The organism is Neorhizobium sp. BT27B (assembly GCF_050455485.1).
GTDB lineage: Bacteria > Pseudomonadota > Alphaproteobacteria > Rhizobiales > Rhizobiaceae > Neorhizobium.
Genome location: NZ_JBCIYT010000006.1, coordinates 82317 through 101306 on the forward strand (window position 1 = coordinate 82317; position 18990 = coordinate 101306).

An 18990-nucleotide genomic window follows, 5' to 3' on the forward strand; every position below is an offset into this window, starting at 1 on the left:
GTTCGAAGCCGGGCTTTTTTCATGGTCTTTTGCGCGGGCTCAGCCGAGCAGCCACATCCAGAAGCTGACGGTCAGCACACCGAACAGTGTGGTGATGCTGATGGTGGAAGCCGCCATGCCCTGTCCCGCGCGAAAACGCATGGCGATCAGCCAGGCATTGATGCCGGTCGGCACGGAGGAGGTGATCACGATCGCCATCGTCCAGGCCGGAGAAAGTTCCAGCAGATGCGCCACCGCATACACGCAGGCCGGCATCAGCATCAGCTTCAGGCACGCGGTCACGGTGGCAAGGCCCAGATTGCCGCGGATCGGGTATTGCGTCAGCGTCATGCCGAGCGAGATGAGCGCCAGCGGTGCGGTGGTGGAGGCGATCTGGTCGACAAGGTTCTTGGCCAGAGACGGCAATGTCAGGCCGAGGCCGTTCATGATCAGGCCTGCAAACAGCGCGATGACAAGCGGATTGCGGATGAGGTTGGAGCCCACCTGTTTCAGCACGGCCATTATGCTCCGGCGCCCGCCGCCATCCACCTTGGCGGTCGCACTTTCCATCAATACCGTGCCCACCACCATCATCAGCGGCAGGTGGATGGCAATCAGGATGGAGAGCGCCACGATCCCGTCATTGCCGACGGACAGGCCGACCAGCGGCAGGCCGATGAAAACATTGTTGGCGAAGGCGGACGACATGCCGGCGATCACGCCGATCTTGGCATCGCGACCGAACAGATAACGGGCCGCCAGATGCCCCACCGTCCAGGTAATGGCGACACCGGTAAAATAGGCGATCCAGAGGCGGAAGGGCGAGGCTCCATGAAAATCCGCTTCGGCCAGCGTGCGAAAGATCAGGAGCGGCAATGGCAGCTTGAAGACGAATTCGCCTAGCGCATCGCCCACCTTGGCGCCGACGAATTTGGTTCTCGCGAGTGTCCAGCCCAGAAGAATGAGGAGGAAGACCGGGGCGACATTCAGGAAGACAGCTGACACGGAGAAATGCTTTCGGGAGACGGGCGTATGATTGCGTCTAGCGCATATCGTCCATCACGACAAATGTATTGCCATCTATTTGGCGGGAAAGCGCAAATACGGAAAACAAAAAAGCGGGGGAAGCCCCCGCTTTCCGTCCCGATCCTGCCGGGTGTCCGGTTTAACTTCCGCCAGTACATCCGTGGTCGGGTGCAAAACCGGTAACGGCGGCTTTTCAGCCCTTGATGGCCATGCGTCGTGGCCTCCGTTGAAAACAAACGTATCCCTCTTTCATGACAGGCATATGACCTGCGTCAATCCTCCGGTTTTCTGCTTTCTTTCGGGTCAGAAATGGCTATGACGGGGGAACCCAGTCACGGAGAAAGCATCGGCATATGAGCAGGTTCGACGTCCTCACCATCGGTAACGCCATCGTGGATATCATCGCGCGCTGCGATGACCAGTTTCTCACCGACAACGGCATCACCAAGGCGGCCATGAATCTGATCGACGCCGAGCGCGCCGAACTTCTCTATTCGCTGATGGGCCCGGCCCACGAAGCATCCGGCGGCAGCGCCGGCAATACGGCGGCGGGCATTGCCAATCTCGGCGGCAAGGCTGCCTATTTCGGCAAGGTCGCGGCCGACCAGCTCGGCGAAATCTTTCAGCACGATATCCGTGCTCAGGGCGTCCATTACGAAACCAAGCCGGATGGCACATTTCCGCCAACCGCCCGCTCGATGATTTTCGTCACGCCCGACGGCGAGCGCTCGATGAACACCTATCTCGGTGCCTGCGTCGATCTTGGCCCGGAACATGTCGAGGAAGACGTGGTGAAGGATTCGAAGGTCACCTATTTCGAAGGTTATCTGTGGGATCCGCCGCGCGCGAAAGAAGCCATTCTCGAATGCAGCCGCATCGCCCATGAGGCCGGCCGCGAAGTGTCCATGACGCTGTCCGACCCGTTCTGCGTCGGCCGTTATCGTGATGAATTCCTGGACCTGATGCGTTCCGGCAAGGTCGACATCGTGTTCGCCAACAAGCAGGAAGCCCTGTCGCTCTACGAAACCGACGATTTCGAATTGGCGCTCGACAAGATCAGCGCCGATTGCAAGCTGGCAGCCGTCACCATGTCGGAAGAAGGTGCGGTCATCGTGCGCGGCGACGAGCGGATCAAGATCCCGGCTCTGCCGATCCGCGAACTGGTCGATACCACAGGCGCCGGCGATCTTTTCGCTGCCGGCTTCCTTGCCGCTTATACCAAGGATCGTTCACTGGAAGATTGCGGCAAGCTCGGTTGCCTTGCTGCCGGCATCGTCATCCAGCAGGTCGGTCCGCGGCCGCTGGAATCGATGCAGCCGCAGGCCTCGGCTGCAGGCCTTATTTAAAGGCTTCTCCGGGGTAGGCGCCCCAGATTTCGCCCTGGTTGACCCAACCCTCTGCCTCGCCGGCTTCGGCGTGGCACCAGTCGCCATTACATTCGCCGATGGTCAGAACCGCACCCGGCTCGACCTTGGCGATGATGGCGCTCGAGCCTTCCGCCCTGCTGCGCATGTTGACGAAAACGTCGTCGCCCTTGCCGCGCATCCACGGGGCGGCCACGGCAGTGCGGGTGCCGGAAAGCAGTGCCTGGTTGACCCAGCCTTCGGTGCCGTCGGCATCGCGCACGCGGCGCCAGTTTTCATATTCCTGAATGATTTCCATCGGCGTGCCGGCCTTCATATACATCCATGAAACGGCATAATCGGTGCTCGGGCCGATGCGGATATTCACTTTTCTCGATTTCAGGCTGGCGAAGCGGGGAAGCGGCAGGCCGCTGGCGCCCTTGCCCGCCCCTTGCGCAAGAACAGGTCCCACGAATACCGGTGCGGCAGCTGTGAGACAAAGCGTGATGGCAAGGATGGAATTGCGAATGACGCGACGCATATGTTTTTTAGTCCTAGATAGTTCGGAAGCCGCGTGTGTTTCGCGATCTCGCAAGCGCATGACGAGTTTCGTTTGTCTTCGCCGAAGGGTCTGGTAGAAAACGCTTAACCCAGACAGGATCGCAAAACTTGGTTAAGGACCTCTGAACAGCATGACCGCCAAGAAGAAGCCCCGGGTCTATCTGACGCGCAAACTGCCGGACGCCGTGGAAACCCGCATGCGCGAGCTTTTCGACGCCGAACTCAATATCGACGACACGCCGCGCACGCGCGAACAACTGGCCGCCGCCATGGCGGAGGTCGATGTTCTGGTGCCCACCGTCACCGATCGTATCGATGCCGAGCTGATCGAAAAGGCAGGGCCGCAGCTAAAACTGATCGCCGGTTTTTCCAACGGTACCGACCATATCGATGTCGATGCCGCCGCGAAAAAGGGCGTCACCGTCACCAACACGCCGAACGTGCTGACCGAAGACACGGCCGACATGACGATGGCGCTGATCTTTGCCGTCATGCGCCGGCTGGTGGAAGGCTCGCAGGTGCTGATGGACAAGCCCGGCCACTGGGAAGGCTGGTCACCCACCTGGATGCTCGGCCGCCGTATCGGCGGAAAGCGCATCGGTATCATCGGCATGGGTCGTATCGGCACCGCCGTTGCCCGCCGCGCCAAGGCGTTTGGGCTTTCCGTGCATTACCACAATCGCGGGCCGATCAACCCGGCAACCGAAGCCGAACTCGAAGCCACCCACTGGGACAGCCTCGACCAGATGCTGGCGCGCGTCGATATCGTCTCGGTCAACTGCCCGTCGACACCGGCTACTTTCCATCTCCTCTCGGCCCGGCGCCTAGCGCTGATGCAGCCGTCGGCGATCATCGTCAACACCGCGCGCGGCGACGTCATCGACGAGGCCGCACTGATCCAGCTGCTGCGTGACGGAAAAATTGCCGGCGCCGGGCTGGACGTCTTTCAGAACGAGCCGGCCATCAATCCAAAGCTGCTGAAACTCGCCAAGGAAGGCAAGGCGGTGCTGTTCCCGCATATGGGCTCGGCAACGCTGGAAGGCCGCGTCGATATGGGCGACAAGGTGATCATCAACATCCGCGCCTATTTCGACGGGCATCGCCCGCCGAACCGGGTTCTTCCGGGGCGCGATTAGGCAAGCTGCTTCTGCATCTCGATGGATGTCGTGCGGTCAAAACCCGCATGGCGATTTTCCGCTGTCTTTTCAAAACCCCAGCGGCCGAACGTGGCATGGTTGCCGACAAGCTCGATACGGGTTTCCAGCCTGAGCGCCGGCAGTTTTCTGTCCCGCGCCACGTCCTCTGCCTTGGCCAGAAGCTTTCGGCCCAGCCCCTTGCCTTGAAAGGCGGGGGCAATCGCCAGCTTGCCAACATACAGAAACTCGGCCTCCGGCTTGCAGAACACGCAGCCCACCAATTTTCCATCGTCTATCGCCACGAATGCAATCTCGTCTTTCGCCTTGTAGGCCAAAACCGCCAGTGTCAGCCGGTTGGCGGAGGAGGGCGGGTCAATCATGCCGTCCATATAGGCGAAAGAAGACAGGATCAGCGCCAGCAGTTCGTCCCAGCGCTGAAAATCGGCGCTGATAGGCACAATCTCGGTCATTCGGCGGCGTCTTTCGTCTTGCGGCGTTTGTATCTGATCGTGTCGAACCGTGCCGACAGCGCGTCGTAAAGCATCAGGCGACCGATGAGCGGCTCACCGGTGCCGGTGATCACCTTGATCGCCTCCATGGCCATCAGCGTGCCGATCACGCCGGTCAGCGCCCCGATCACGCCGGTCTCGGCACAGGCGGGCACCAGACCTTCCGGCGGCTTTTGCGGAAACAGGTCGCGGTAGGTTGGAAACAACACGCCATCCGGCCCGGTCTCATAGGGCTTCAGCACCGTCACCGAACCGTCGAAGCGGCCAACGGCACCGGTCACCAGCGGAATACGCGCCGCTTCCGCCGCATCGGCCGCCATGTATCGGGTGTCAAAATTGTCGGAACCGTCGATCAGCAGATCAAAACCTTTGAGGTGATCGGCCGCCCAGACACTGGAAAAACGCTCTTCGAAGGTGATGACGCGCACATGCGGGTTCAACCGCGCAAGCGTTTTGCGCGCGCTCGCGGTCTTTTCCTCGCCCACCGTGCCGGTGTCGTGGATCACCTGCCGTTGCAGGTTGGAGAGCGACACATGGTCATCATCGGCAAAAGCCAGTGTGCCGATGCCGGCAGCGGCCAGATACAGCAGAACCGGCGCGCCCAGCCCCCCTGCGCCGATCACCATCACGCGGGCATTCTTCAGCATCTGCTGCCCCGTACCGCCGATTTCCGGCAGCAGAATATGGCGGCGATAGCGTTCGATCTCTTCGGTTGTCAGGGCGTCCATGGATCTATCCTAACACCGACACACCATTTGAATAGCGGCTCATCCCGCAATGCCGCCATGCTCGACGGTCAGGAACTGCGCCCGCTCGCCGAGCGCCGAAAACATCTCGCGGTCGGTGCCGGTCATGAAGGATTGTCCGCCGAGATCATGCACGAGATCAAACAGCGCCGCACGCCGGCCTTCGTCCAGATGCGCGGCAATCTCATCGAGCAGCAGAACGGGGGCAAATCCGGTCATGTTTGCGGTCAGTCGCGCATGCGCCAGCACAAGGCCCACGAGCAGTGCCTTCTGTTCACCTGTGGAACAGCGTGCCGCCTCCATGTTCTTGTCTCTGTGGCGTACCAGAAGATCGACCCTGTGCGGTCCGGAAAGTGTACGGCCGGCGGCGGCATCGCGACGCCGCCCTTCCTCCAGCATGAAGCAGAAATCCTCTTCGAGATCGGCAAACGGCCGGTCACCGGCCTCGTCCAGAAACCCGCTCAATTGCAGATCGGGCGAAGGGAAGGGGGAAGCATCGCTTTCGGCAATCAGCGCTGTCAGAAGCCCCAGCATTTCCCGTCGCGCCGCCGCCATGGAAATGCCAAGCTCGGCCATCTGCACCTCGATGGCGGAAAGCCATGCCGGATCGAACCGGCCTTCCGAGAGCAGCCTGTTGCGGCTGCGCATGGCACGCTCGTAATCGGCGGCGCGTCGTCCGTGGGCGGGATCGAGCGACAGAACCAGCCGGTCGAGAAAACGTCGGCGGTCGGAGGAGGAGCCGGTAAACAGCCCGTCCATGGCCGGCGTCAGCCACAGCACATTCAGATGGTCGGTCAGTTCCTCGACGGAGCGTACCGGCGTGCCGTTCAGCCGTAGCCGCCGCGTCAGGCTTTCGCTGTCGCCATCCAAGCCGGTGCCGATCGCAACCTCGCCCTCGCGGCCATCCACATCGGCAAACACGCTGAATCCGCCGGTCGCGCCGACACGGGTGACATCGGATAGCACGGCGCGGCGAAGCCCGCGTCCCGGGGAAAGGAAGGAGACCGCTTCCAGCAGATTGGTCTTGCCGGCACCGTTATTGCCGGTCAGCACCACATGCCGCCCGTCGAGCGACAGCGACACTTCCGCATAGTTGCGGAAGTCGGTCAGCTTCAGACGGGACAGGGAGGTTTTTTCGGCCATCGCGATTCGTGCTTGTCGTTGCACAGGAGCTAAGGATTTCGAGGGGCAAAGGCAAGTTTTGTATTGGGCATAGCCTTTCCTTCACCACTCTCGCCACAAGGCCGGGTGACGCAAGATTCTACCCAGCTGCAAAATGTGACCAGCCTTCAAGAAATACGCGCCAGCTAAAACAACAAGAACTCATAATTAACGAAAGGTCAGTATGCATGGCTAACAGCACGTTAATCAATCGCTCCCACAAATGGCGCCAGGGGCCGGCGTAACGGAACGATTGCATCACATTCATTCGATGGGGTATTTTTCATGAGCGACCAGAAATCGGCACTGAACGAGCGTCTTGCTTTCGTGGGTTTGGGCACGGCCGAGCGCGGGCATCTCGCCAATGTGCGCCCGCTGGTGGCGAAGGCCGTGAATGGCGCGCTCGATACATTTTACGGCAAGGCCAAGGCGCATCCGCATACCGCAAAATTCTTCTCCAGCGATGCGCATATCGCCCACGCGCAGGAGCGCCAGGCCAGTCATTGGGATGTAATCGCTTCGGGCCGTTACGATGACAGCTATGTCGAAGCGGTTTCCACCATCGGTCGCACCCATGCCCGCCTCGGGCTGGAGCCGCGCTGGTATATCGGCGGCTATGCAATGATCCTCGACGGCATCATTCGCGCCGTCATTCAGGATGAAATGAAAGGCTTCTTCGTGGAGAAGAAAGCCAAGGTCCTGTCCGAACATCTGTCGGCGGTCGTCAAGGCGGCCATGGTGGATATGGATTATGCGATCTCGGTTTATCTGCAGGTGCTCAGCGACGAACGCGCCAAGGTGGAAGCCGAACGTGCTGTTGCCAAGGCGGAGCAGGATGCGGCACTGAACGCGCTCGACACAGCGCTTAAGAACCTCGCCGATGGCGATCTGACCTCGGAAGTGCGTCAGGAACTGGCGGCCAATTTCGCGGTTCTGCGCGAAAACTACAATTCTTCTGTCGCTTCGCTTGATGCGGCGATGCGCAACATTTCCGGTTCGGTCGATCAGGTTCGCGCCGAGGTCGGTGATATTTCATCCGCCGCCGATAACATGGCCAGACGCACGGAACAGCAGGCGGCGGCGCTGGAAGAGACGGCGGCTGCGCTCGAACAGATCACCGTTCTTTCCGGTCAGTCGGCAAAGCGCACCAGGGAAGTCCAGACGATCATCCGCGAATCGGCAATGGAGACCCAGAAAAACGGTCAGGTGGTGGAAGAAGCCGTCGCCGCCATGGGGGATATCGAACAATCCTCGCAGAAGATGACACAGATCATCGGCGCCATCGACGAGATCGCATTCCAGACCAATCTTCTGGCGCTGAATGCCGGTGTCGAGGCCGCGCGTGCCGGCGAACAGGGCAAGGGATTTGCCGTCGTTGCCCAGGAAGTTCGCGAACTGGCCCAGCGTTCGGCTGCCGCCGCCAAGGAGATCAAGGAACTGATCGACCGTTCGTCAGGTGATGTTCAACGCGGCGTCAATCTGGTCAACCGCGCCGGCGAGGCGCTGACCGGCATCGGCACGCGGGTCAAGGCGATCGACGAACATATCACCTCCATCGCCCAATCCGCACAGGAACAGGCATCCGGCATCGACGAGATCAACGCTTCGGTGCGCAGCATGGATCAGATCACTCAGCAGAATGCCGCGCTGATGGAAGAAACCAACGCTTCGGCCCAGAGCCTTGTCAGCATTTCCAACACGCTCGCTTCGCTGGTCGCCCGCTTCCGCACGCGCACCGGCCGGAATACGCAGCAGATGGAGCGGCCACGCCTTCGCGCCTGACATGGGGCCGGCGAAAAGCCGGCCTGTCAAAACAAACCGATCAATAATCACATATTGCGAGTTTGGACCGATCAGCGCAAAGAAGGGCAGCGCGCCACGGCATATCCGGCGCCCAGCTGCATTTTCATTAGAATTGTGAAAAATCCATCTTTCAGATCGGACCGATGTTTTGCGTTCTCCTTTGCCCAGACGCGGCAGACTGTTTCTGTCGCAACGTCTCACGACGATATTTCGAACCGTTGTGGAAACTCTGCTCCAGCCTTTACATTGGATCACCTGTGGTCTCGCCATGTGTCTGGCGGTGGTGCTGGCCGGCACACTCATTCTCATCGAGCAGAAGGTAGCCCGAACCGGCCATGTCGGGCGACCGCCTGCAGCATGATCTGAGAATATCGGTTTTCGGGCAAATACGGTATTGATCGTCGGTCACCTGACGGAGATCGACCAGGCATGACCGACCCAGCCAGACCGTCCTGTATTGCGCATTGGACCGAGATCGAAGGGCCGGACGATAACGGCTATCGCGGTTATGACGAGCGCCTTTCGATCGGCGCACCGCTTGCCCGCCATCTCGGCCTGTCGCGTATCGGCATTCACCACGAACGCCTGCCGCCTGGTCGCCGCACCTCCTTTCCACATGCCGAAAGCCTGGAAGAGGAATTCGTGCATGTCATCGAAGGCACGCCGGATGTCTGGCTGGATGGCGAACTCCATCGTTTGCGGCCGGGTGATTCCGTCGGATTTCCGGCCGGGACGGGTCAGGCGCACACATTCATCAACAATTCCGACGCTGATGTCCGTCTTCTTGTCATCGGAGATGTTTCCAAACCGGAAAACCGCATCTACTACCCAAGGCATGGCGAGATGCAGGCGTTTCGTCCGGACTGGTGGAGCGATCCGCCGCGCCGGCCGCTTGGAGATCATGACGGATTGCCGGATGCGCTTCGCGCCCGGCAATCGCAGACAAAAACAAGGGAATGAAGCCGTGAGCGACGAAACACGACTGGTGAAGCTTGAGGAACTGGCGGCCCATCAGGCCAAGGTGATCGAGGAGCTGTCGGATCAGCTGGCCGAACAGTGGAAAGTGGTCGAGCAGACCCGCGCCAAGCTGGACCGGCTCACCGAACGGTTTCTGACGCTGGAGGAAAGCTCGCTCGACGCGCCCGCCATCACCCGCCCGCCGCATTATTGAGGTTGTTGCCGATCACGCGGCATCGCGGCGAAAACGTTTCAGCGCCACATATTCCCAGATCGCCACCATCAGCAGCGTCAGGCTGGCAACGATCTGGATCATGAAATTGGCGGCGAACGGCACGATCAGAAAGCCGGCGACAAGAATGGCGATGCCGGCGCAATGCGACCACGGCATCACGCGCGACGACACTTTTTTCATCCACAGGATGCCGGCCAGATAAAGGATCGGTCCGCCCAGCAGCGCGATCGCGTGATTGTAGCCGCCTTTTTCGAACGGATGCGATAGCGAAAAATCCTCGCCGACAGCGGTGAAGATGATACCGGCGACGATCGGCAGGTGGCCGTAGGTGAAAAGGTGATCGGCCGTCGATTGCGGCTCGGCATTTTCTTCGGCCTTGTCGCTCGCGCGCTCCTGCCCGTCGTGGAAATAGATCCACCACATCAGCACGGTCGACATGAAGGCACAGAACAGCACCAGCGGCGTCATGGCGCTGTCGAGATGGCTGGATGCCGTCTTGCCGGTGGTTAGGATTGTTTCGCCAAGCGCGATGATGACGAACAGCGCGCAGCGCTCAGCCAGATGTTCGCCGTTGACGTCGAGCGTTTCTTCGGGCGCCTGGCCAAGTCCCGGCAGCCAGTATCGCAGCATCGGCGCGATATACTCGATGGCGAGAGCTGCGATCCACAGGATCACGCGCATCTCCCTGTCCAGAAGTCCACCGGCGATCCAGAAGGCGCAGGATAGGGTCAGCCAGAGCGTGATGCGCAAAAACGTGCGGTAGGATTCGTCGTTGGTGCCGCGAAAGGCGTAAAGCGCAAACAGCGAGCGCGACAACTGCATGCCGGAATAGGCCAGTGCGAAAACCAGCCCCATGTCGGAAAAGGCTTTCGGCAGCGCAATCGCCAGCACGATGCCGAAAAACATCAGCACGAACAGCAAAATTCGCACCGGCTCGATCTCGGCATCCAGCAGGTTGGTGACCCATGTCGTGTGGATCCACACCCACCAGAGCGCAAAAATGAACAGCACCGCTTCGGCGGCAATTCCGAAGGAAAAATCCGAGGCCAGTGTTTCCGATAGCTGGATCAGGGCGAAGACGAAAACGAGGTCGAAGAACAGTTCCGGAAAACTGGCCTTGGTCGATTCCTTGTCGTCCTTGCGGAGCCAGTGCTGCGTGTTTTTGGCCATGAATGTTTTCCGGTGATGCGGCGGGCGCGGAAGGACCAATCTAGCGCGGGAATGCGAAAGGGCAGGGGGCGGTGACTGATATAGATGAGGTCTGCGAAAGAATTCCGCCGGGTCGGGACATTGACCGATGTCAAGGCGATCGGCGGATGCCATGTTAGGGCTGAAGGTGCCGGGCCGTGCCGGTGATCGATTTCAGGTTCCTGTCGTGACGCCGCTGCAATTCACCCTCGCCATCCTTCTTCTGCTCTGCACGCCCGGCCCGACCAATACGCTGATGGCGCTCGGCGGATATGGGCGTGGATGGGCAAGGGCACTGCCGTTGATCGGCGGCGAACTTTGCGGCTATCTTCTGGTGATCGTGCCGGTGGCGACGCTGGCGGCGCCGTTTTTCGAAACCTATCCGCAGGCCGCGCTGATCGCCAAGATCGCCGCAGTGGTCTGGGTGCTCTATCTCAGCGTCCGGCTATGGGTATCGACGCAAAAGCCAGACGATGCCAGCGGCGATATTTCCGTCCGGCAGGTGTTTGTCACGACTGTCCTTAATCCCAAGGCACTGATCATCGCATTGGTGATCATGCCGCATGGCGATCTGCCGATGCTTGCACCATGGCTGCTGTTGTTTTCCGGTCTCGTCCTGTTTGCCGCCAACGGCTGGATCCTGTTCGGACGGCTGATGCGCGGCGGTCGCGGCTTTACGGTCAAGCCGGTTGTCATCCGCCGTGTCGCCGCCGCCTGCCTGCTGCTGTTTGCGATCATTCTCGCCGGATCGTCCATCCAGTCGCTGGCATAAAGGCCAACGAAAAAAGCCGCCCTTGCGAGGCGGCTTTTTTGCGGATCAGCTGATCGATCAGTTGTCGAAAAATTCCTTCATCCGGGCAAAGAAGCCCGTCGATTCCGGATTGTTTTCCTTGGACGACAGTTCCTCGAATTCCTGCAGCAGTTCGCGCTGGCGCTTGGTCAGCTTCTGCGGGGTTTCGATACCGATCTGGATATAGAGATCACCCGTCTGCGACGAGCGCAGAACCGGCATGCCCTTACCCTTCAGACGGAACTGTTTGCCGGCCTGCGTGCCTTCCGGCACCGTCACGCGCGATTTTGTGCCGTCGAGCGTGGTCACATCGAACGTGCCGCCAAGCGCTGCCGTCGTCATCGAGATCGGCACGGCGCAATAAAGGTCCGCTCCGTCACGCTGGAAGAACTGGTGCGGCGTGACAGACAGGAAGATATAGAGATCGCCCGACGGGCCACCACGAGCACCGGCTTCGCCTTCGCCCTGCAGGCGAATGCGGGTGCCGTCTTCGATGCCGGCCGGAATGTTGACCGACAGCGACCGTTCTTCGGTGACGCGGCCCTGGCCGTGGCACTTGCCGCAAGGGTCGCTGATCGTCTGACCACGACCGTGACAGGTCGGGCAGGTGCGCTCGACCGAGAAGAAACCCTGGCTGGCGCGCACGCGGCCGGAACCCTGACAGGTGCCGCAGGTCTTTGGTTGCGTGCCGGGCTTGGCGCCCGAACCGGAGCAGACATCGCAGGTGATCGAGGTCGGAACCCGGATCTGCGCGGTCTTGCCCGCATAGGCCTCTTCGAGGCTGATTTCCATATTGTAGCGCAGGTCGGCGCCGCGTTCGCGACCGCCCGAAGAGCGACGCGCACGGCCGCCACCCATCATCTCGCCAAAAATGTCTTCAAAGATGTCGGAGAAGCCACCGGCGCCACCGCCCATGCCACCACCGCCACCCATGCCGCCATGTTCGAAGGCTGCGTGGCCGAAGCGGTCGTAGGCCGCGCGTTTCTGCGGGTCCTTCAAGGTCTCGTAAGCTTCGCCGATCTCCTTGAACTTCTTTTCGGCTTCCGCGTCGCCCGGGTTCTTGTCGGGATGAAATTTCATCGCAAGTTTGCGGAAGGCGCTTTTCAGCTCCTTCTCGTCGGCGGTCCGCGCCACACCCAGCGTTTCGTAAAAGTCTGCTTTTGCCATGGAGATTTAACCGGCTCCCGAAAGTATTCCGGCTGCACTATGGCAGCCGGATTTCGTGTCAACTATGCGTGCTTGTCTGCCAAAGGGCAAACACTCATCAAGCCGACTTCTTGTCGTCCTTGACCTCTTCGTAGTCGGCATCGACGATATCGTCGTCCTTGCCGCCTTCGGAAGCGCCGCCTTCGGCCTGCTGGGCCTCATAGACGGCCTGGCCGAGCTTCATGGAGACTTCCATGAGGGTCTGGGTCTTGGCCTGGATGTCTTCGGCGTTCGGCTCGGAAGCCTCGACCGCACCCTTCAGCGCCGTGATGGCGTCCTGAATGGCAGCGCGATCGCTCTCGCCAACCTTGTCGCCATACTCGGCCAGCGACTTCTCGCTGGAGTGGATCAGGCTTTCAGCCTGGTTCTTGGCTTCCACGCCGGCGCGGCGGGCCTTGTCGGCTTCGGCATTGGCTTCGGCGTCCTTGACCATCTTTTCGATGTCGGCGTCGGACAGACCACCGGAGGCCTGGATGCGGATCTGCTGTTCCTTGCCGGTGCCCTTGTCCTTGGCCGAAACCTGGACGATGCCGTTGGCGTCGATATCGAAGGTGACTTCGATCTGCGGTACGCCACGCGGTGCCGGCGGCAGACCGACGAGGTCGAACTGGCCAAGCAGCTTGTTGTCCTGGGCCATTTCGCGCTCGCCCTGCGAAACGCGGATGGTGACGGCGGACTGGTTGTCGTCAGCGGTCGAGAAGGTCTGGCTCTTCTTGGTCGGGATCGTCGTGTTGCGATCGATCAGACGTGTGAAGACGCCACCCAGCGTTTCGATGCCGAGCGACAGCGGGGTCACGTCGAGAAGCAGAACGTCCTTGACGTCGCCCTGCAGAACGCCGGCCTGGATGGCGGCGCCGAGTGCAACGACTTCATCCGGGTTGACGCCCTTGTGAGGCTCCTTGCCGAACAGCTGCTTGACGACTTCCTGTACCTTCGGCATGCGGCTCATGCCGCCGACCAGAACGACTTCGTCGATTTCGGCAGCGGTGACGCCGGCATCCTTGAGGGCTGCCTTGCACGGTGCGATCGTGCGCTGGACGAGATCATCGACCAGGCTTTCGAATTTCGCGCGCGTCAGCTTGAGCGTCAGGTGCTTCGGGCCGGAAGCGTCGGCCGTGATGAACGGCAGGTTGATTTCGGTCTGCTGCGAGGACGACAGTTCGATCTTGGCCTTTTCGGCAGCTTCCTTGAGGCGCTGCAGAGCAAGCTTGTCGTTCTTCAGGTCGATGCCCTGATCCTTCTTGAACTCGTTTGCGAGATATTCGACCAGACGCATGTCGAAGTCTTCACCGCCGAGGAAGGTGTCGCCGTTCGTCGACTTCACTTCGAAGACGCCGTCGCCGATTTCCAGAACCGAGATATCGAACGTACCACCGCCCAAGTCGTAAACGGCGATGGTCTTGCCGTCCTTCTTGTCGAGGCCGTAGGCGAGCGCTGCTGCGGTAGGCTCGTTGATGATGCGCAGAACTTCAAGACCTGCGATGCGGCCGGCATCCTTGGTTGCCTGGCGCTGGGCGTCATTGAAGTATGCCGGAACGGTGATGACGGCCTTTTCGACCTTTTCGCCGAGATAGGATTCAGCGGTTTCCTTCATCTTCTGAAGGATCATCGCGGAAATCTGGGCAGGCGAGTAGCCCTTGCCCTGTGCCTGTACCCATGCATCGCCGTTGTCACCCTTGACGATCTCGAACGGAACAAGAGCCTTGTCCTTTTCGACGGTCGGATCATCTGCGCGGCGGCCGATCAGGCGCTTGACGGCAAACAGGGTGTTGGTGGGGTTGGTGACCGCCTGGCGCTTGGCCGGCTGGCCGACGAGGCGTTCGCCATCGTCAGAAAATGCGACCATGGAAGGAGTGGTGCGAGCGCCTTCGGCGTTCTCGATCACCTTTGCGTCCTTACCATCCATGATGGCGACGCAGGAGTTTGTCGTACCAAGGTCGATGCCAATAACTTTAGCCATGTTTTCTTCTCTCCTTTAAGCGAACCATCGGAACCCCGTTCAGGCATTCCACTGACAGTTCCTCGACTGGGATGGTTTTCCGCAGTCTGCGCTGCGGACATGCGGCGTATATAAGGACGGGTTTTTCCGACTGCAAGGCGGGAATTCACGCGAATGTCAGCAAAAAGAGGAGTTTGCCGCGCCTGTACTTAACGGGGTGGGTAACGGAGGTTATTGCCCCGTCAGAATGTCGAAAAGCGTTGTCCGGCGCGGCATCGGATGCGGTTGTTCGTAACCGCGGTTATCGGGCGGGATATAACCGCCTTCACCGACATTGCCGGGCGGAACATAATTGCCGTAATCGCCGCCGACATCGCCCGGTGGTACGGGCACGCCGCCCTGGTCACCATAACCGCCGCGATATTCGCGGTAATCCCGAACCTCACGGTCGCGGGGACGGTATTCCGGCTCGTAAGCGGGCTGGTTTTCCGGGCGGTATTCGCGCTGGTCATAGCGGTTCGCGGGCACATTGCCGGGCGGGACATAGCCACCGTCATTCGGTCGCACATTGGCCGGCACCGGAGCGCTTTGCTGTTGCCTTGGTTGCTGCTGTGGACGCGGCTGCGCTTGCTGAACAGGCTGCTGCGGGCGGGCCTGCTGTTGCTGTTGTGTTGGCTGGTTGGGCACCGGCTGGTTCTGTGGGTAGGGGTTTTGAACCGCCTGGTTTTGCTGAGGCTGAGCCGGCGTCGGTGCCGGCGGGAACTCGCCGGTGTCGTCTATCGGCGCGGGATCGCTGCCCACACCCGGCAGCACGCCCGAGATCAGGTCGCCGAGCGTTGTCTGTTGCGGCGGCTGTTGTTCCGTTGCCGGCGGCAGCACGAAGCCGGCGCCGCTGCCGTAAAGCGGCGTCGGCGTGTAACCGCTCATCGCCGCCGTCATATATTCCTTCCAGGCCTTGGCCGGCAGACCGCCACCTGTAACCTTCTTCATTGGCGCGCCATCATCATTGCCGAACCAGATGCCGGTGGTGAGGATGCTGGTATAACCGACGAACAGCGCATCGCGGAACGACTGGGTGGTGCCCGACTTGCCGGCCACCTGCCAGTTTTTCAGCCGCGCATTCTTGCCGGTACCTTCGAGTACGACGCGGCTCATCATGTTGTTCATGGTCGCGGCAACGGTCTCGCTCAGTACCCGCGGCGGGTTCTGGAATTCGGCCTGGTAAAGAACCTTGCCGTCCGGATCGGTGATACGCGTGATGATGTGCGGCGCGGCCTTGAAGCCGCCATTCATGAACGGGGCGTAGGACGAGGTGAGCTCGAGGAGCGAAACTTCCGATGTGCCGAGAGCGATCGAAGCATTCGACTGCAGCTCCGAGTCGATGCCGACGCGGTGGGCAAGCTGGATGACATTGGTAGGCCCGACCTGTGTCACCAGCTGCGCGGCGATCGTGTTGAGCGAATTGGTCAGTGCCGTCGAAAGCGTGACGGGGCCACGGTATTTCTGGTCAAAGTTTTCCGGTGTCCAGTTGCCGATCTTCACCGGGCCGTCGTTATAGACGGTGTCCGGCCGCGCGCCGGCTTCGAGCGCTGCGGCATACACGAACGGCTTGAAAGCCGAACCGGGCTGGCGCTTGGCCGTGACCGCGCGGTTGAACTGGCTTTCGGTATAATCCTTGCCGCCGACCAGCGCGCGGATGGCGCCGGTGGCATCGACAGAAACGAGTGCCGCCTGCGAAGCGTTGAGCTTGCTGCCCTCCTTCTGGAGGACGTCGGTCAATGCCTTTTCAGCTTTTTCCTCCAGCGAAAGATCGATCGTGGTCTCGACATTGACGTCGGTCTTGATGTCGCCGATCAGGCGCTTCACTTCATCGACCACCATATCGGCGGCATAATGCTGCGCGCCGGACCAATAGCGTTTTGCCTTGGTCGGTGGCTGAGACATCGCCGTCTTCAGGTCGCTTTCGGTAATATAGCCTTCCTGCTGCATGGTGCTGAGCACGATCTGTGCGCGGGCTTCGGCTGCCTCAGGATCGCGCGCCGGCGAAAGGCGCGATGGGGCTTTCAAAAGGCCGGCAATCGTTGCCGCTTCACCCAGATTGACGTCGCGCGCCGACTTGTTGAAGTAGCGCCGCGAGGCTGCCTCGACGCCATAGGCATTCGAACCGAAGAACATCCGGTTCAGATACATGGCGAGAATCTGGTCCTTGGTGAATTTTGTTTCCAGCCAGAAGGAAAGCAGCACTTCCTGGATCTTGCGCTCGAAGGTGCGGTCCGGCGAAAGAAACAGGTTCTTGGCCAGCTGCTGCGTAATCGTCGAACCACCCTGGATCGGCTGGCCGGTCAGGTTGTTGACGAAGGCGCGGGCAAGACCGGCGGGATCGATGCCGAAATGCGAGTAGAAACGGCGGTCCTCGATGGAAATGACGGCCTGTGGCAGGTAAGGCGACATTTCTTCAAGCGCCAAAGCCTCGCCGCCGGTCGTGCCGCGGTTTGCGATCACCTGACCATCGAGCGCGGTGATCTTGATGTTCGGCGGCCGGTCGGGGATTGTCCACGAGCTGGCGCTCGGCATTTTCGAGCCGTAATATATGACGAGACCGCCGACGCCGATGCCGACCCAGATGCCGAGAACGATGCACCAATAAACGACGGAGCGGACGAAGCCGAAAAAGCCGCCGGATTGGCGCGGTTCTTTGGCTTTGTGGGAGGATTTTTTAGCTGGCGTCGCGGGCTTGATTTTGCCCTTGGCAGACTTGCCTCTGGCGGAAATCCGATCGTCGGCGTCCAGACGCAAGTCGGAATCCTGCTCTGCCTCGTCCCCGAAGGATGGCTCGACGCGTTCATTTGACTTTGATCTGGATGCCATGCGGACCGGTAATACCCCAATTCTGTCGGGCGCCTGCCGGATGACAATGCGTCCGGCGGCGCGCGTCGTTCCTCGCCCGATATTTCCAATGAATTGTAAATGCGGCGATTTAACGAGGCATTAAGGGTGATGATGCCCGTCCCGCAGAGCAGGAACGCAGCCCGGTCGGCTGCGCTCCCTGTCATTCAGATCAGGCAGTTTTGGCAGTGCGGGCGCCAAAAAGCTTGGCGTCGAGGCTGAACGGTCCGGCGCCGGCGGCGACGAAATACAGGAAGACGAAGCAGTAGACCGCTGCCGCGCCACCACCGTTTTCAACCGGGAAGAAGCTCTTGGGGAAATGGCTGATGAAATAGGCCGACGCCATCAGGCCCGAGAGCAAGAAAGAGGCAATGCGCGTCTGGAAGCCGACAAGGAAGAGGAAACCGCAAATCAGTTCGAAAAGACCGGCGATCCAAGGAAGCGATCCGGCCGGCGGGGTGAAGTTGCCGGCCTGGAAGTGAAAGATCTTTGCCATGCCGAACGAGAAGATGACGAGGCCGAGGGCGATACGCAGCGCACTGAGAAGAGCAGGCTGGGCGCTGTTGAGGCTGTTTTGCATAAGCGGTGTACTCCGGGAGAAAATGATAACGAATCCCTTTGTTTGCTGCACTTGCGAAAAGCAATGCAACTTCACCGCACGTCTTCGTGAAAGCGCATGCCGTGCCGTTGAGCGGAACCCAATCCGGTTTGCCTGTGTTACCCGATCGAGGTTGTTGGCAAAGGAGAATGGATATGGCGCGCAAATCACTGGATGCTGGTTTCACCGGCGATATCACGAACAGGGACCGGCCAACGGCAAAGGCACGAAAGGCTGTTGATCGTGTCAGGGATGAGGCCGGCATGGTCGCGGCCCACGCGGCGGATCATCCTGCAGCGACCGGCTCGGCTCTGATTGCTGTCGGACTTGCCGGCCTGGCGGTGGGCTATCTTCTGGGTTCGGCATCTGTCCCGCGCGATCATTCGTGGCGGCACTGATCCCGCCAAAAGGATGAAGATGACATATGATCCTTTTCTGGTGTTTTTCCTTGGAACCGATTAGGCTGCCAATGCGTTTAAGTCGGCTGTTAAAGGGGAGGGTCCGATGCTCGACGTACAGATTAGCAAGTCGCAATGGAATAAGCCCGTCTGTGTCGCTGTTGGTGAAGCAGACGAACAGTTGGTCAAGGGGCCACATGATGCCCTGGCTTTGATGACAGAGAAGTGGCCGTTTCTACGTGGTGCAGAGTTCGTGCGTGCCCGCAGCCTTTGCCGGGCGGCGCTGGATGGACGGCGAACCGTCGAGGAAGCGCGCATTCAATTTGAACAGGCCGTCAGCGAAGCGCGGGCTCATTCGAACTGATTTTGAAAAGGGGGCGCTAGTCCCCTTTTTTATGGCTCAACATACAATTAAGAGTAAAATAATATGCTAAATCACATATGATTAGTTGTAGTTGCGTCGCTATCGATTTTAGCCTCAATAGTATTCCCGTGAAGGCTGTATTTATTGTTGAGACTATCTCCGGTA

The 18990-nt window shown here is 60.1% G+C and carries 18 protein-coding genes; 8 read left to right on the top strand and 10 right to left on the bottom strand.

What is annotated here, in order from left to right; genetic code table 11:
* Positions 1 to 39: 39 nt before the first annotated feature.
* Complete coding sequence (locus tag AAIH70_RS17095) at positions 40 to 984, bottom strand: AEC family transporter (protein ID WP_132276085.1); 945 nt, start codon at positions 982 to 984, stop codon at positions 40 to 42.
* Positions 985 to 1358: 374 nt separating this feature from the next.
* Here AAIH70_RS17095 and AAIH70_RS17100 point away from each other — a divergent pair, with 374 nt between their 5' ends.
* Entirely contained in the window at positions 1359 to 2351 is a 993-nt protein-coding gene (locus tag AAIH70_RS17100) for an adenosine kinase (RefSeq protein WP_132276087.1), read from the top strand.
* Here the strand turns inward: AAIH70_RS17100 and AAIH70_RS17105 are convergent.
* Positions 2344 to 2889 (bottom strand): SH3 domain-containing protein, encoded by a 546-nt coding sequence (locus AAIH70_RS17105; protein ID WP_132276089.1) that lies wholly within the window; start codon positions 2887 to 2889, stop codon positions 2344 to 2346. The two genes, AAIH70_RS17100 and AAIH70_RS17105, sit on opposite strands and share 8 nt — an antisense overlap.
* 151 nt (positions 2890 to 3040) lie before the next feature.
* Between AAIH70_RS17105 and AAIH70_RS17110 the strand changes: the two genes are divergently transcribed.
* A complete protein-coding gene (locus AAIH70_RS17110) occupies positions 3041 to 4045 on the top strand; it encodes a 2-hydroxyacid dehydrogenase (RefSeq protein WP_132276091.1) in 1005 nt (334 codons plus the stop codon).
* On the opposite strand, the gene AAIH70_RS17115 is transcribed toward AAIH70_RS17110, so the two are convergent.
* The 3 genes from AAIH70_RS17115 to recF are packed head-to-tail and all read right to left on the bottom strand — an operon-like array spanning position 4042 to position 6443.
* Complete coding sequence (locus AAIH70_RS17115) at positions 4042 to 4515, bottom strand: GNAT family N-acetyltransferase (protein ID WP_132276093.1); 474 nt, start codon at positions 4513 to 4515, stop codon at positions 4042 to 4044. The two genes, AAIH70_RS17110 and AAIH70_RS17115, sit on opposite strands and share 4 nt — an antisense overlap.
* Positions 4512 to 5282: a molybdopterin-synthase adenylyltransferase MoeB gene (locus tag AAIH70_RS17120; protein WP_132276095.1), complete on the bottom strand. Its 771-nt coding sequence runs from the start codon at positions 5280 to 5282 to the stop codon at positions 4512 to 4514. Before AAIH70_RS17120 ends, AAIH70_RS17115 begins: the two co-directional genes overlap by 4 nt.
* A gap of 39 nt (positions 5283 to 5321) precedes the next feature.
* Positions 5322 to 6443: a DNA replication/repair protein RecF gene (gene recF / locus AAIH70_RS17125; protein ID WP_132276097.1), complete on the bottom strand. Its 1122-nt coding sequence runs from the start codon at positions 6441 to 6443 to the stop codon at positions 5322 to 5324.
* A 303-nt stretch (positions 6444 to 6746) separates the two neighbouring features.
* Between recF and AAIH70_RS17130 the strand changes: the two genes are divergently transcribed.
* The 3 genes from AAIH70_RS17130 to AAIH70_RS17140 all read left to right on the top strand — a co-directional run bounded on the left by AAIH70_RS17130 (position 6747) and on the right by AAIH70_RS17140 (position 9435).
* Positions 6747 to 8243, top strand: coding sequence for a globin-coupled sensor protein (locus AAIH70_RS17130; RefSeq protein WP_132276099.1), 1497 nt, complete (start codon positions 6747 to 6749; stop codon positions 8241 to 8243).
* 450 nt (positions 8244 to 8693) lie between these two features.
* Positions 8694 to 9224, top strand: a complete 531-nt coding sequence (locus AAIH70_RS17135; RefSeq protein WP_430034978.1) for a cupin domain-containing protein — start codon at positions 8694 to 8696, stop codon at positions 9222 to 9224.
* On the top strand, positions 9181 to 9435 hold the full coding sequence (locus AAIH70_RS17140) for a SlyX family protein (protein WP_430034980.1): 255 nt from the start codon (positions 9181 to 9183) through the stop codon (positions 9433 to 9435). Before AAIH70_RS17135 ends, AAIH70_RS17140 begins: the two co-directional genes overlap by 44 nt.
* A 12-nt stretch (positions 9436 to 9447) precedes the next feature.
* Here the strand turns inward: AAIH70_RS17140 and AAIH70_RS17145 are convergent, their stop codons facing one another.
* On the bottom strand, positions 9448 to 10626 hold the full coding sequence (locus AAIH70_RS17145; RefSeq protein ID WP_132276105.1) for a low temperature requirement protein A: 1179 nt from the start codon (positions 10624 to 10626) through the stop codon (positions 9448 to 9450).
* 151 nt (positions 10627 to 10777) lie between these two features.
* Between AAIH70_RS17145 and AAIH70_RS17150 the strand changes: the two genes are divergently transcribed.
* Positions 10778 to 11416: a LysE family translocator gene (locus tag AAIH70_RS17150; RefSeq protein ID WP_245519220.1), complete on the top strand. Its 639-nt coding sequence runs from the start codon at positions 10778 to 10780 to the stop codon at positions 11414 to 11416.
* 57 nt (positions 11417 to 11473) lie between these two features.
* Here AAIH70_RS17150 and dnaJ read toward each other — a convergent pair whose 3' ends face one another.
* The 4 genes from dnaJ to AAIH70_RS17170 form a co-directional block, all read right to left on the bottom strand.
* Positions 11474 to 12601: a molecular chaperone DnaJ gene (gene dnaJ / locus AAIH70_RS17155; protein ID WP_132276107.1), complete on the bottom strand. Its 1128-nt coding sequence runs from the start codon at positions 12599 to 12601 to the stop codon at positions 11474 to 11476.
* Between the two features lie 97 nt (positions 12602 to 12698).
* Entirely contained in the window at positions 12699 to 14600 is a 1902-nt protein-coding gene (dnaK, locus tag AAIH70_RS17160) for a molecular chaperone DnaK (protein ID WP_132276109.1), read from the bottom strand.
* A gap of 210 nt (positions 14601 to 14810) precedes the next feature.
* Complete coding sequence (locus AAIH70_RS17165) at positions 14811 to 17447, bottom strand: transglycosylase domain-containing protein (protein ID WP_132276111.1); 2637 nt, start codon at positions 17445 to 17447, stop codon at positions 14811 to 14813.
* A 190-nt stretch (positions 17448 to 17637) separates the two neighbouring features.
* The gene (locus AAIH70_RS17170) at positions 17638 to 18045 is read right to left on the bottom strand and encodes a DoxX family protein (RefSeq protein ID WP_132276113.1); all 408 of its coding nucleotides are present in this window, start codon (positions 18043 to 18045) and stop codon (positions 17638 to 17640) included.
* Positions 18046 to 18218: 173 nt separating this feature from the next.
* Here AAIH70_RS17170 and AAIH70_RS17175 point away from each other — a divergent pair, with 173 nt between their 5' ends.
* Both AAIH70_RS17175 and AAIH70_RS17180 read left to right on the top strand, forming a co-directional pair.
* On the top strand, positions 18219 to 18461 hold the full coding sequence (locus AAIH70_RS17175) for a hypothetical protein (protein WP_132276115.1): 243 nt from the start codon (positions 18219 to 18221) through the stop codon (positions 18459 to 18461).
* A gap of 106 nt (positions 18462 to 18567) precedes the next feature.
* Positions 18568 to 18825, top strand: coding sequence for a DUF982 domain-containing protein (locus AAIH70_RS17180; RefSeq protein WP_245519221.1), 258 nt, complete (start codon positions 18568 to 18570; stop codon positions 18823 to 18825).
* Positions 18826 to 18990 lie beyond the last annotated feature (165 nt).

Bases quoted from the DNA above. Each gene is read 5' to 3' on its own strand.
- AAIH70_RS17135 (WP_430034978.1), top strand. From the start codon at position 8,694: ATGACCGACCCAGCCAGACCGTCCTGTATTGCGCATTGGACCGAGATC.
- AAIH70_RS17130 (WP_132276099.1), top strand. From the start codon at position 6,747: ATGAGCGACCAGAAATCGGCACTGAACGAGCGTCTTGCTTTCGTGGGT.
- dnaJ (WP_132276107.1), bottom strand. From the start codon at position 12,601: ATGGCAAAAGCAGACTTTTACGAAACGCTGGGTGTGGCGCGGACCGCC.
- AAIH70_RS17175 (WP_132276115.1), top strand. From the start codon at position 18,219: ATGGCGCGCAAATCACTGGATGCTGGTTTCACCGGCGATATCACGAAC.
- AAIH70_RS17115 (WP_132276093.1), bottom strand. From the start codon at position 4,515: ATGACCGAGATTGTGCCTATCAGCGCCGATTTTCAGCGCTGGGACGAA.
- recF (WP_132276097.1), bottom strand. From the start codon at position 6,443: ATGGCCGAAAAAACCTCCCTGTCCCGTCTGAAGCTGACCGACTTCCGC.
- AAIH70_RS17180 (WP_245519221.1), top strand. From the start codon at position 18,568: ATGCTCGACGTACAGATTAGCAAGTCGCAATGGAATAAGCCCGTCTGT.
- AAIH70_RS17140 (WP_430034980.1), top strand. From the start codon at position 9,181: ATGCGCTTCGCGCCCGGCAATCGCAGACAAAAACAAGGGAATGAAGCC.
- AAIH70_RS17105 (WP_132276089.1), bottom strand. From the start codon at position 2,889: ATGCGTCGCGTCATTCGCAATTCCATCCTTGCCATCACGCTTTGTCTC.
- AAIH70_RS17120 (WP_132276095.1), bottom strand. From the start codon at position 5,282: ATGGACGCCCTGACAACCGAAGAGATCGAACGCTATCGCCGCCATATT.
- AAIH70_RS17110 (WP_132276091.1), top strand. From the start codon at position 3,041: ATGACCGCCAAGAAGAAGCCCCGGGTCTATCTGACGCGCAAACTGCCG.
- dnaK (WP_132276109.1), bottom strand. From the start codon at position 14,600: ATGGCTAAAGTTATTGGCATCGACCTTGGTACGACAAACTCCTGCGTC.
- AAIH70_RS17165 (WP_132276111.1), bottom strand. From the start codon at position 17,447: ATGGCATCCAGATCAAAGTCAAATGAACGCGTCGAGCCATCCTTCGGG.
- AAIH70_RS17170 (WP_132276113.1), bottom strand. From the start codon at position 18,045: ATGCAAAACAGCCTCAACAGCGCCCAGCCTGCTCTTCTCAGTGCGCTG.
- AAIH70_RS17150 (WP_245519220.1), top strand. From the start codon at position 10,778: ATGTTAGGGCTGAAGGTGCCGGGCCGTGCCGGTGATCGATTTCAGGTT.
- AAIH70_RS17100 (WP_132276087.1), top strand. From the start codon at position 1,359: ATGAGCAGGTTCGACGTCCTCACCATCGGTAACGCCATCGTGGATATC.
- AAIH70_RS17145 (WP_132276105.1), bottom strand. From the start codon at position 10,626: ATGGCCAAAAACACGCAGCACTGGCTCCGCAAGGACGACAAGGAATCG.